Source organism: Priestia sp. YIM B13490 (assembly GCF_042787735.1).
Lineage (GTDB): Bacteria > Bacillota > Bacilli > Bacillales > Bacillaceae_H > Priestia > Priestia megaterium.
The window spans coordinates 294339-307078 of sequence record NZ_JBHZOT010000003.1 but is presented as its reverse complement, the minus strand read 5'-3'; the positions used below and the strand labels follow the sequence as shown (position 1 = coordinate 307078).

15 protein-coding genes are annotated in these 12740 nt (G+C 37.3%); 1 reads left to right on the top strand and 14 read right to left on the bottom strand.

Annotation, left to right across the window (positions count from 1 at the left end; all coding sequences use genetic code 11):
* Positions 1–71: 71 nt before the first annotated feature.
* Together ACFX4R_RS11455 and ACFX4R_RS11450 are read right to left on the bottom strand one after the other, a co-directional pair.
* Positions 72–212, bottom strand: a complete 141-nt coding sequence (locus ACFX4R_RS11455; RefSeq protein WP_013056833.1) for a hypothetical protein — start codon at positions 210–212, stop codon at positions 72–74.
* 122 nt (positions 213–334) lie between these two features.
* On the bottom strand, positions 335–688 hold the full coding sequence (locus tag ACFX4R_RS11450; RefSeq protein WP_026106574.1) for a YolD-like family protein: 354 nt from the start codon (positions 686–688) through the stop codon (positions 335–337).
* 248 nt (positions 689–936) lie between these two features.
* Between ACFX4R_RS11450 and ACFX4R_RS11445 the strand changes: the two genes are divergently transcribed.
* Positions 937–1776, top strand: coding sequence for a YitT family protein (locus ACFX4R_RS11445; RefSeq protein ID WP_162214139.1), 840 nt, complete (start codon positions 937–939; stop codon positions 1774–1776).
* Between the two features lie 149 nt (positions 1777–1925).
* Here the strand turns inward: ACFX4R_RS11445 and ACFX4R_RS11440 are convergent, their stop codons facing one another.
* The 12 genes from ACFX4R_RS11440 to ACFX4R_RS11385 form a co-directional block, all read right to left on the bottom strand.
* A complete protein-coding gene (locus ACFX4R_RS11440) occupies positions 1926–2921 on the bottom strand; it encodes a ketoacyl-ACP synthase III (RefSeq protein WP_043982153.1) in 996 nt (331 codons plus the stop codon).
* Positions 2922–3029: 108 nt separating this feature from the next.
* Positions 3030–4103, bottom strand: a complete 1074-nt coding sequence (locus tag ACFX4R_RS11435) for a sulfate/molybdate ABC transporter ATP-binding protein (protein ID WP_097823564.1) — start codon at positions 4101–4103, stop codon at positions 3030–3032.
* A 19-nt stretch (positions 4104–4122) separates the two neighbouring features.
* Positions 4123–4989 (bottom strand): sulfate ABC transporter permease subunit CysW, encoded by an 867-nt coding sequence (gene cysW, locus ACFX4R_RS11430; protein WP_377569597.1) that lies wholly within the window; start codon positions 4987–4989, stop codon positions 4123–4125.
* A gap of 12 nt (positions 4990–5001) precedes the next feature.
* Positions 5002–5838: a sulfate ABC transporter permease subunit CysT gene (gene cysT, locus ACFX4R_RS11425; protein ID WP_097823566.1), complete on the bottom strand. Its 837-nt coding sequence runs from the start codon at positions 5836–5838 to the stop codon at positions 5002–5004.
* A gap of 93 nt (positions 5839–5931) precedes the next feature.
* Positions 5932–6996 (bottom strand): sulfate ABC transporter substrate-binding protein, encoded by a 1065-nt coding sequence (locus ACFX4R_RS11420; protein WP_377569595.1) that lies wholly within the window; start codon positions 6994–6996, stop codon positions 5932–5934.
* A 252-nt stretch (positions 6997–7248) separates the two neighbouring features.
* On the bottom strand, positions 7249–7401 hold the full coding sequence (locus ACFX4R_RS11415; protein ID WP_043982152.1) for a Fur-regulated basic protein FbpA: 153 nt from the start codon (positions 7399–7401) through the stop codon (positions 7249–7251).
* 347 nt (positions 7402–7748) lie between these two features.
* A complete protein-coding gene (locus tag ACFX4R_RS11410; RefSeq protein ID WP_013056824.1) occupies positions 7749–7913 on the bottom strand; it encodes a YezD family protein in 165 nt (54 codons plus the stop codon).
* Between the two features lie 372 nt (positions 7914–8285).
* Complete coding sequence (locus ACFX4R_RS11405; protein WP_237074856.1) at positions 8286–9665, bottom strand: sensor histidine kinase; 1380 nt, start codon at positions 9663–9665, stop codon at positions 8286–8288.
* 1 nt (position 9666) lies between these two features.
* Positions 9667–10341, bottom strand: a complete 675-nt coding sequence (locus ACFX4R_RS11400; protein ID WP_013056822.1) for a response regulator transcription factor — start codon at positions 10339–10341, stop codon at positions 9667–9669.
* 144 nt (positions 10342–10485) lie between these two features.
* Positions 10486–11373 carry a UTP--glucose-1-phosphate uridylyltransferase GalU gene (gene galU, locus ACFX4R_RS11395; RefSeq protein ID WP_162214133.1) on the bottom strand — a complete coding sequence of 296 codons (888 nt, stop codon included), beginning with the start codon at positions 11371–11373 and terminating at the stop codon, positions 10486–10488.
* A complete protein-coding gene (locus tag ACFX4R_RS11390; protein ID WP_162214132.1) occupies positions 11370–11774 on the bottom strand; it encodes a GtrA family protein in 405 nt (134 codons plus the stop codon). The genes galU and ACFX4R_RS11390 overlap by 4 nt, the downstream gene beginning before the upstream one ends.
* Positions 11767–12732, bottom strand: a complete 966-nt coding sequence (locus ACFX4R_RS11385) for a glycosyltransferase family 2 protein (protein WP_097823572.1) — start codon at positions 12730–12732, stop codon at positions 11767–11769. Before ACFX4R_RS11385 ends, ACFX4R_RS11390 begins: the two co-directional genes overlap by 8 nt.
* Positions 12733–12740 lie beyond the last annotated feature (8 nt).

The following is a 12740-nucleotide window of genomic DNA, read 5'->3' as shown; positions in this document are numbered from 1 at the left end:
TTGTCCTGATTTCATAAAAGCCTACACACCAAAAAAGTTGTCCACCTTTTTGGACAACTCAAAGTGACCCATCATTTAAATAAAAACAGAAGCATATATAATATGGAAGCAAGGGCAGAAGAAATAGCTAAACTTGAGATAAAACGAACGAGTCTCTTTTTAATGAACTGCGTTAATTCGATTTCTCTTACTTGAGTTTTTTCATTTTGCATACAATAATCCCTTCTTTAATTAAAATTTCCTAGTAGCTAGAAGTTGCTACTCGCAGAATATGCTTTTATGTATTGTATGCATGCGTTAAAAAAAAGATACAAAACGAACAAAAAAGCTACTCTTAGCTAGAGTAGCTTTCATCTTTCCATACATCTGCTTCAATTACTGCATCCGCTCGAATCGAATATGTATAGCAAGGGCCTGTAACCATCAGCGTATTCGACTGCAGCGAGACTTTATCAATCGTCACTCGTTCATACCTTTGAATATGTCCTGCTTCATAGACGTGAAGCGTTACTGGATGATGCTCCGAGTAACTGTTCATAATGACATTTTCAATATGCTCAATCTTTTCTTTTTTTAACCCTAAAGGCTGCTTATGCGCATCGGGACTGTACATTTTCTTCATTTTCTCTAAATGCTCGGGCATTACTAACTTCGCATACTGTTTTAATTCATCTTGATACACGTTCATTCTCCCCCTTGACTCTTGCTTCTATTTTACCGAACGAACATTCTCATTGCAAAACTTTTTAATCAAAATAAAAGCAAACAATTCATTTTTTCATACTCCATAAAAACTGTCAAAAGATTTTATGTTAATAGCAGAAACTGATTTTTAAAAAAATAATAATATCCCATCTTTAATTCGGTCTCTAGAGTTGGTATAATACATTGTCATGACTGTGTTTTCGGAGCTTTTGATGATTGGAGGTAACGTTCATGATTAATAAAACAAAAGAAATTATCCTCATTATTCTAGGGAGCCTCATTTTCGCACTGGCCATTAATTACTTTGCTATTCCAAATGAATTAGCAGAAGGCGGCGTAACCGGTGTAACAATGATTACCTATTATGTATTAGGCTGGTCTCCGGGTATCACAAACTTTATATTAAACGGTTTGCTGGTACTGATCGGATACAAATTGCTTCATAAACGTGTGATTGTTTACACAATTATATGTATTATTTTCACTTCTCTATTCCTACATATAACTGAAGGACTGGGAAATCCTCTTGACGATACGCTACTGGGGGCTATTTTTGCTGGTATTTTAGCTGGTGTAGGACTCGGACTTGTGTTTAGAGGCGGCGGAACTTCCGGAGGCTCTGCAGTTATTGCCCGCTTAGCTAATCAATATCTAGACTGGAATATTAGCAAAACGATGCTGGCAATTGATTTATTAGTTGTAGCAAGCGCTTATTTTGTCATCGGTGGAGAAAAGACAATGTATACGGTTATTTCTCTTTACATCGGAACGAAGGTGCTTGATTATATTATTGAAGGACTCAACCCTCGCAAAGCAATCACTATTATTTCACACCGTTCAGTTGAAGTAGCCGAACAAGTCAATAAAAAGATGCAGCGCGGCGTCACTGTCTTTTCTGCTCATGGAAGCTATACAAAAGAAGCAAAAGACGTATTGTACGTAGTTGTGAACAAACAAGAACTGCTAGAATTAAAGCGCATTATTCATAAAGTCGACGAACAAGCTTTTGTGGTCGTACACGATGTACGCGACGTCTTTGGATTAGGTTTTACCATTCCAAAGGCCAGTTGAAAACCCGCTGTAAAAAAGCGGGTTTTTTCTATTATATATGTTTGCGCTGAAAATACTGCAAACCTGCTGTTATAAAAAGAATAAACTTTCTTGGAACGACAATAAAAAGCTCTGTAATGAAAAAGAAAAAAGCTAAAAGGCGACGCCTTTTAGCTTTTTTCTTTACACGTCCATTTAATTAACAAGCCGCAGTGCGTTAATCCTCCTCCAAACCCATAAAGAATAAGGAGGTCATTACCCTGTACTTTTCCTGTCATTATTCCTTCGTTTAAAGCAAGCGGAATAGAAGCTGAAGATGTATTTCCGCAGTATTGCACACTCGTTAACGTTTTATCCATTGTAACACCTGTTTTAGCACAAATAGCTTCAATCATTCGAAGGTTTGCACTGTGCGGAATAAACCAATTTACATCAGAAAGAGAAATGGAAGTATTCTTTAATAATGCTTCTACTCCTTTTGGAATCGTTCGGACAGCAAAGCGGTATACTTCACGCCCGTTTTGAACTAAATTCCCGCTCGAATTAATTTCTTTTCCTGAAAGAGTATTAGATAAGTTAGAACGATATAAATTCACCCCTCCGCTTCCGTCCGTTCCGTAGTGACATCCTAAGAAACTCGGATTATGCTCATCGTACTCTACAAGCATAGCTCCCGCTCCGTCACCAAACAGCACGCATGTGGCCCGGTCCGTATAATCTGTAATTTTCGACATGACTTCAGCACCAATAACTAAAATCTTTTTATGCAATCCCGACGTCACTAAGCCGTTCGCCACATGAAGGCCATATGTAAAACCGGCGCATGCGGCACTTAGATCAAATGCAGCAGCTTGATCAATATGAAAGTAATCTTGAATCTGACATGCTACGCTAGGAAAAAAGTGATCTGGCGTTGTTGTCGAAACAATAATTGCATCTACATCTTCTATTTCTACAGCATATCGGTTAAGCAAATTTTCAACGGCTCGAATGGCAAGCGTAGACGTGTATTCGCCTTCACCAGCAATTCGTCGTTCTTTCATTCCGGTACGCTGTACAATCCATTCGTCACTTGTATCAACCATTTCTTTTAAATGGTCGTTCGTTAATTTTTGCTTTGGTGTATATATCCCCATTCCCGTAATTCTAGCTTTTGATTGCATCATTTCTCCACCTCAAATCAGTTGATACTTAATTATAACACCTACTTTTAATATCTGGTACTAATTTATTGTTAGATAAAAAGCGCAAAGGCATACCCTTTACGCTTTTTATTAAATAGAATAATCTTCTGGAATAAATACTTTTAGCTGCTTAGGCTTTACATACACGTTCTCTCCCACTTGAAGACTGAGGACTTTATAGTGCTCTTTGCTCAATTCAGCTTCTAAAAATTCTTCTGCATCTTCTCTTTTTAATTCAACTTGCACGATAGGCCCTATCACATGAATATGGCTAACGGTTGCAGAAACAGCATCTGCGCTTGTTCTTACCTTTTCAAGGTGAATATCATGAGGTCGTACATACCCAACAGCTGCTTCTTCATTTCTTCCGTTAAATTCTGGAACATCCATTTCAAAGCTTCCTTGTTTTAGTCTGCCTTTATGAATGCGGCCCTTGAATAAATTGACGTTCCCTAAAAAATCGTACACAAATGGACTATTAGGATGATCATATACTTCCTCAGGACTTCCAACCTGCTCAATTTTCCCGTTGTTCATCACAACAATACGATCGGCCACATCTAAAGCTTCTTCTTGATCATGCGTAACGAAAATACTCGTAATATGAAAATCATTGTGCAATTTACGTAGCCATCTGCGCAAATCTTTGCGAACTTTTGCATCCAGAGCGCCAAAAGGTTCATCTAGTAGCAGTACTTTCGGTTCTACTGCTAACGCTCGAGCAAGCGCTACTCGCTGGCGCTGTCCGCCCGATAATTGAGAGGGATAGCGATTTGCAAGCGGCTCTAGTTTAACAAGCTGCAGCAGCTCGGTTACTTTCTTGGTAATGTCTGTTTTAGAAGGCCTTGTTTTTTTAGGTCGTACTTTTAAACCATACGCAATGTTATCAAACACAGTCATATGCCTGAACAAAGCATAGTGTTGAAAAACAAACCCTACATTCCGCTCTTTTGGATTTATGTGCGTAATTTCCTTTCCATCAAATAAAATAGCTCCTTGATCAAGATGTTCAAGACCGGCAATGATACGAAGCAAAGATGTTTTTCCAGAACCGGACGGACCGAGTAAAGCTACTAATTCACCCGTTTGAATATCAATGTTAATAGAATCCAGCGCTTTAAAATCACCAAAGTTCTTTGATACGTGCTTAATATGGATACTCATCTCATAAGCTCCTTCCTTTTTAAATATGTTTGGCCTTCCACTCAATAATATTTTTTATAATTAATGTAAAAATAGCCAAAACTGACATTAAAGATGCTACCGCAAACGCTGCTGCAAATTGATATTCATTGTAGAGAATTTCAATATGAAGAGGCATCGTATTTGTCATTCCTCGAATGTGCCCAGACACAACGGATACAGCTCCAAACTCTCCAATTGCGCGCGCATTACATAAGATAATGCCATATAATAAGCCCCATTTAATATTAGGTAACGTCACTAGAAAAAAAGTTTTGAAACCGCTAGCTCCTAACGTTAACGACGCTTCTTCTTCGGCTGACCCTTGAGCTTGCATGAGTGGAATCAATTCTTTGGCAACAAACGGAAGCGTTACAAAAAGAGTAGCTATTATAATACCGGGAATAGCAAATACAATTTTAATATCTTGATTAAACAGCCATTCTCCGAATAACCCTTGTGCACCAAATAATAAAATAAAAACCAATCCAGCAATAACAGGCGAAACAGCAAACGGCAAATCAATAAGCGTAATTAAAATATTCTTTCCTTTAAAATCAAACTTTGTAATTAACCATGCAGCTACCACGCCGAAAACGGCATTTAAAGGAACAGTAATAAGCACCACAATTAGCGTTAGTTTAATAGCAGCCAAAGCATCCGGATTCGTAATCGCAGCGAGATACGTTTCCAGCCCTTTTTGAAAAGCTGTCATAAAAATGGTGATGAGCGGGAGCACTAAGAATAGAGCTAAAAAAGCCAGTGCAATAAATGTAAGCAGCCACTGGACGACTTTGGGCTCTTTTAAACTAAAATGATTAAGTTTAACAGTCGTTTTTTCATGTTGCATTGGAACATGTCCTGCCAATGTCATCCCTCCTTAACTATGTACAAATTTACGATTTGTCCACCATTGAATAATATTAATAAGTAATAACAGAAAAAATGATACAACGAGCATGACTGATGCAATAGCAGTAGCGCCCGCATAATCGTACTGCTCGAGTTTTGTCATAATAATAAGCGGCGTAATTTCAGTTTTCATCGGCATATTTCCAGCAATAAAAACAACTGACCCGTATTCTCCAAGCGCTCTTGCGAATGAAAGAGAAAAGCCTGTTAAAATAGCAGGCACCAGCTCTGGAAAAACAACTTTTCTAAACGTTTGCATTCGGCTGGCTCCTAAACTAGCCGATGCTTCTTCGATCTCTGCATTAAAGTTTTGCAATACTGGCTGCACCATTCGGACAACAAACGGCAGACCAATAAACGTCAGAGCGATAATAATTCCGATAGGCGTAAATGCGATTTTAAACGTAAATAATTGACCAATCCATCCTTTCGGAACGTAAAGAGTGGTCAAGGCAATGCCGGCAACAGCCGTTGGTAAAGCAAACGGCAAATCTACAAGTCCATCAATAAACCTCTTTCCTGGAAAATGATATCTCACTAATACCCATGCAATAATAGTTCCAAAAATAACATTAATAATCCCTGCTGCAAATGCTGCTCCAAAACTTAATTTATATGATGCTACTACTCTAGAGTCTGTAACAGTTTTAATAAACTCGCTCCATCCCATAGATGCCGTATTTAGAAAAATCATAGCTAACGGAAAAAGCACAAGGATACTTGCATAAAACATCGTAAAACCTAAAGAAAGCCCAAATCCAGGTAAGATGCTTTTCTTTTTCTTCTGTCGTTGTAACACACTCACGTCTTACACCTCTCTCTGCTTTCAAGATACATGTACACAGAAGATACGAATTAACATTCGTATCTTCCTCATTTACTTTTTTAATGCATCATATTACTTTGGCTGATAAATCTGATCGAATGTTCCTCCATCGTTAAAATGAGTTTCTTGAGCTTTTTTCCAGCCGCCAAAATCTTTAATGGTGACTAGGTTAAGAGAAGGAAATTGATCTTTGTGTTTCTCTAATATTTTTTCATTTCGAGGACGATAGTAGTTTTCCGCTGCGATTTCCTGACCTTTTTCTGTATATAGATATTTCAAGTATGCTTTTGCTACCTTTGTTGTGCCTTTCTTTTCAGCTACTTTATCTACTACAGCAACAGGCGGTTCTGCTAAAATACTTAATGACGGTGTTACAATTTCAAATTTATCTTTTCCTAGCTCATTTAACGATAAGTAAGCTTCATTTTCCCATGCAATTAACACGTCTCCAATACCCCGTTCTACAAACGTAGTTGTCGCTCCGCGTGCGCCTGAGTCTAACACTTCGACATTTCCATAAAGTTTACTCATGAAGTCTTCAATCTTTTTGTTATCTCCGTTATATTTATTCTTCGCGTATGCCCAAGCTGCTAAATAATTCCAGCGTGCGCCTCCAGACGTTTTTGGATTTGGTGTAATAACGGATGTACCTTTTTTCGTTAAATCATTCCAATCTTTAATTCCCTTTGGATTTCCTTTACGAACTAAAAAAACAATTGTTGATGTGTATGGTGTAGAATTATGAGCCAATTCTTTTTCCCAGTCTTTGTTTAATAATTGGCGAGTTTGAGCGATTTCATCAATATCGTAAGCAAGCGCCAGCGTTACTACATCCGCTTCCAAACCGTCAATAACTGCCCGGCCTTGCTTACCAGAGCCACCGTGCGATTGCTTGATAGTAACGTCTTGCCCTGTTTTATCTTTCCAATAAGATGCAAAGCTCTTATTGAACTCCTGATAAAGCTCACGTGTAGGATCATATGAAACGTTTAAAAGCTCTACTGGTTTTTTTGAATCTTTTTTACTCGCAGAACTATCTTTCCCTGCTGTTTCAGTAGATTTCCCATTGCCGCAACCTGCTAGCACGACGAGCAGTGCTGTTAGCACCATTAAAAACTGAACTGCTTTTTTCTTCATGTTTTACTCCCCTTTTTATAAAAAAATACAAAAAGGCCGCTATCTCTTTGAAAAGAGAAGCAGCCTTCAGTTAGTCTGATCAGCGTATATGCTCTTAGATTATTCTTATTAAATTTATTCGTAAGAATAAAAAGCAGATACTTTCTGAAAAGACAATTTATTCTTGTTTTTATAATAAACACACTTTACCTATTAGTCAACTAGGTTTTTAATCTTTTTTACACTTATTTTAGTTCTTTTTACGTGCTTTCCTTACCTACTGCGTGCCTGATACTCTTTTTCTAAGTCAGAGAGTGTAAGTTCAAAAAGATGATGGTTTTCTTTTTTGTAAATCCCTTTTTTCAGTAACTTTTCAATGAGGTATTGTTTTCTTTGCCGCACCGCTGCTCGTAATAAATTTTCCATATTTTCTCCTCCTATTATATTAATTTAAGAATAAAAAAAAGACTCCTAACACAGGTCAGAAGCCTTCGGTAATCCGGTCAGCACAGGAATGAAACTGTCAGATTTTCATAATTTTAAAAAGTACAAAGCTGCTGCTTTAGCAGCTTTGTACTTCTCATCGTCATACTCATACAACCTATAACTCAATTTTAATTCAAAAAATTCTAAATCTTTAACCGGAAAGAAAGTCAATTTTTCTTCGAATACGCACGTTTTCTATATTTAGTACGGTACTTGCTTGCCCCGCCGCCAAGCATTCGCTAGCTAGGCTGGCCCTTCAGTTTCTCTAAATACGTATTTAAATAGGCTTATTTGTGGCTTGCTACTTTGCTTTTAGCTAAAAAGCGGTTTTTTTCCGTGCTGTCCACTTGAGTAATTTGTCCGTCGTGAAGGGTAATTAGTACAGATCCATAGTTGATTTCAGTTAGTAATTTAACAATATAATCTAATTTTTCTTGTGTAATTGAAGCCATTTTATCATTCTCCTATTCATAGATAAATTTATATTTTAGTTGCAGTTGAATAAACAAAGCGAACAACATCTATAAGTACTTGTATAATGTGCAGAAGATAAATACATGGTAATCCTCCCCATATGTTCAGTTGAAGATTGAGATTTTAATGACCACAACCAATGTACAGAAAAGGCCCACACTAGTAGCGAACAAGTATGAGCCTTCGGTTGACCGATCAGCTTCTTTAGCATCCCAATTTTTCCAAAAGATTTATACTATCTATATTATTTACACTTTACCTATATGTCAAGTAGGGATTAAAAAAATAAATAGATATTATTAATTTTTTTTATATCTTTGACCTAATAAAAAAGACTCATCTGCATGAACTTACACAGACGAGTCTTTTTTAGCCCTAATTTTTTGGATAGGCAAGGTTACCGTAAAAATGCTTCCTTGTTCTTTTTTGCTTTCAACACGTATTGTGCCCTCATGCATCCGAACAATTTTTTTTGTAATGGCTAGACCGAGGCCGCTTCCTTTTAACGTTCTCGATTTATCTACTTTATAAAAGCTTTCAAAAATATATTTTTGATCTTCTTCGGCAATACCAATTCCATTATCCTTTATTTTCACGTCTATTTCTTCGTTTTTTAGAGAAATGGATATTTTCACAAATCCATTTTCAGGCGTATATTTAATAGCATTTGTTACTAAATTCAGCCAAACTTGCTCTAACAAATCTTTATCTGCTTCCATTTGAACATTGGATAAATCAAGGTCAATTTCTATGTTCTTTTTTGTCCACTGAGGTTCTAAAGCCATGACCACATGCCTGATTTGTTCATCTAAACGGTATTGCTGCAGCATTAGCGTTTGATGTTCAGAGTCTAGAGAAGCAAGCTTTAGCAAATTGGAACTAAGCTGAGAAAGTCTTGTACTTTCTTTTTCAATAATCGTTAAATATTGTATCTTTTTATCTTCACTGACGATATCATCTTTAAGTGCCGCTGAAAAACCGCGAATAGAGGTCAGCGGTGATTGAATCTCATGCGAAACGCTAGCAATGAACTCTTGCCTCATCGTTTCTATTTTGTTTAATTCTTTAGTCATTTGATTAAAATTTTTAGTTAACAGACCGATTTCATCATTCGCTGCGTGCTCGACTTGCACATTGTATTCGCCTTGTCCGACAACTTTCATCGCTGTACTGAGACGCTTAATCGGTTTAATAATAATCATTGAAACATATGCAAATAATACAATACCCACTAATAAAATCGTAATAAGCTGGATATTTTGAACATCTTGAATAACTGAAAATTGCCGCTGTGGATGAGACTGAATAAATAGAGCATACGACCGTCCATTTTCTTTAAAAGGAAGACCCACTACGTTTGGCTGTGGACGATCATCTTTTTCCTCGTTTAAATTAGAATAACGCTTCCCGTCTAATACTTGATCTACTTCTTTCGGTGTAATTGGAATAGGCGGTCCTGGCTGTCCTAATACTTTTTCTTCATGCTGATCATCAATAATAATAAACGAAAAATGAATGAATGATGAATTAGATAAAAACCTTGCAGCTTTGTCCGAGTCTTCTGCTCCGTACAAATCGATAAAATCTTCTCCCATCTTCACCATATCCTGACCTAATCGCATTTCGAGCTTCTGCTTGCTAAGAAATGTCGTGACGACAACGGTAATCACAACGCTCAATAAAATTGTAATGATGAACGACAGAACCAGCTTTACATAAATTGATTTCACGTTAACACCCTTCTGCTCTATAGCCTAGTCCGCGAATTGTTTTGATTTCCATACCGACGTTTTTCATATGATTAAGCCTCTCTCGCAGACGTTTTATGTGAACGTCTACCGTGCGCTCATCGCCTTCATAATCATATCCCCAAATTAATTGAATAAGCTGATCACGAGTAAAAATTTTTCCTGGAGAACTAACTAACGTGAACAGTAATTCAAACTCTTTTAACGGCAGCTGTTCGCTTGTTTCTCCTGCACTCATCTCTAATTTGGTACGGTCTAGTTTTATATTCCCCATATAGATTACATTGTTAGCTTCTACTCGGTATCTGCGTAAAAGAGCCTTTACACGAGCAACCATTTCCTGAGGATCAAAAGGCTTCACGACATAGTCGTCTGTTCCGATATCAAATCCTTTTAGCTTATCATGCGATTCGCCTCTAGCTGTTACCATTAAAACCGGTATATCAAAATACTCCTTAATTTCCTTTGTTAGTTCCCATCCGTCTTTAAATGGCATCATGATATCAACGACCGCTAGATCAATTCGAAACTCTTCCATTTTTGCCCACGCTTCTTCACCATCTGCTGCTTTTATAATTTTGAATCCTTGATTTTCTAAATATAATGATATCAGCTCTCGAATATGTTGATCATCATCTGCAACTAATATTTGAATCATACATGTCTCTCCCTATTCCTAAGTTTGTCCAGCTTTTACGCACAGTAAGCTCTCTGTTTATAGTAAACAGAGAGCCGCATAAGATCATACAATGATTTTATACTTCAAATATGAACTGAATATGAACAAACGGATTAACTCTTATTAGCTGAAGTTGTTTGCTCGTTCTTTTTCTACAATTCCCTCCAAATACGATAAAAACGTTTGACGTAAATCTCTGCGCTTTAACGCAACTTCTACCATCGCTTTCATATAGCCTACCTTATCTCCAATATCAAAGCGCTGTCCTTCCAGTTCAAGAGCAAACAATCGCTCTTTTTCACATACCACACGCAGTGCATCTGTTAATTGTAATTCATTTCCTACCCCTCTTTCAATCGTTTTTAGATAAGAAAAAATAGAAGGATTTAAAATGTAGCGGCCCATAACGGCAATAGTTGACGGAGCTTGTTCTATCGATGGTTTTTCAATCAAGTCATTCACTTCATGAAGGCTGCTAGATTTATTTTTCGGCTGAATGATTCCGTATTTTGATACCTCTTCAACATCCACTTTTTGAACTCCGATAACTGATTGATTAGTCGTTTCATACGCTTGAATCATCTGTTTGAGCGCAGGTTCTTCAGAAGTCATAATATCGTCTCCAAGAAGAACGGCAAACGGCTCATCTCCAATAAACTGTTCGGCACAAAGAATAGCATGACCGAGTCCTAACGGCTCTTTTTGACGAATATAGTGAATGCTGGCCATTGATGAGATCGTTTGTACTTCTTTTAGCATTTGGAACTTGTGTTTTTCTTCAAGCATTTGCTCTAACTCAATTGATTTATCAAAATGGTCTTCAATTGATTTTTTGTTTCGTCCTGTAATAAAAATAATACTTTCAATGCCTGATTTCACAGCTTCTTCTACAATATATTGTACAGCAGGCTTATCGACAATTGGCAGCATTTCTTTCGGCTGCGCTTTTGTCGCTGGCAAAAATCGAGTTCCTAAACCGCCTACTGGAATAACTGCTTTTTTTATCGTCATATATGAATCCCTCTTTCTTTTTTAGTAGTAAATACAAATAATTTAGTACCAATAAAGTTGATACCGACACTTACGATTGTAATTAAAAGTTTACTGATTAGCAGCGATATACCCCATTTATTATATAGAACAGTCAACAGAAATGATGTTAGGGATAAAGTGATCAAATTTACGATCACGAATGAAATCACTTCACGCCTACTGCTTTTTTCTTTTCTCTCAAACGTCCATTTGCGATTCATGACATAACTGTTTAAGATGCCCGCACTGTATGAAACCCACTGCGCTAGTATGTAGTTAACACCGATTGTTGTTAAAAGTGCGTATACTACAAAATCAATCAGTGTATTTACAACTCCTACTAACGCAAATTTAATAAAAGATATCCATTTGTTAGTCACGAAGTGATACTTCCTTGCGTGTTTCAAGCTGATACTTTTCACGGACGATATAGAGTGGACGATTTTTTGTTTCATCGTAGATGCGGCCAATATATTCTCCAATCATACCAAGAATAATTAAAATGATGCCGCTAAAGAATAGCTGAATGACAATTAATGACGACCACCCGGTGATGGTGCTGTCTGTAAATAACTTCAAATACAGCACTACTAAAAGATAAATAAAACCGATACCAGATAGAGTTACACCAGCATAGCTAGCTAGCTTTAATGGCTTATATGAAAAAGATGTAATACCATCCATTGAAAGCTTCAGCATCTTTTTCAAAGGATATTTCGACTCCCCGGCCAAACGCTCGTCTCGCTCATATTCTACTGCTGTTTGCTTAAAGCCAACCCAGCTTACTAATCCGCGAACAAAGCGATTTTTTTCTTGAATGCTATTCATTTGATTGCACACTTTGCGATCTAGCAAACGGAAATCCCCTGTATCAAGCGGAATATCAATATCGGTCATCGCACGTAAGAAGCGATAAAACATAGCAGCCGTCTGTTTTTTAAAGTATGTTTCTCCTTTTCGCTTTGTACGCTTAGCGTATACAACGTCAAACCCTTGCTTCCATTTTTCAATCATCTCTAAAATCAATTCGGGCGGGTCTTGCAAATCAGCATCAATCACAACGACCGCCTCTCCTCTTGCATAATCCATACCAGCTGTAATAGCAATTTGATGACCAAAGTTACGGGCAAAATCTAATAAAACAACCGCTGGGTCTTGCTCACTGTACTCTTTAATGATTTCTGCTGTTCGATCTCTACTGCCGTCGTTCACGAAAAGAAGCTCGTAAGCTTCTTTCGTTGAACGCATCACTTCTGTGAGACGGCGGTAGGTTTCATGAATCACTTCTTCTTCGTTGTAGACAGGAACAACAATAGAATATTTAACAATGGAACTCATGTTTATGC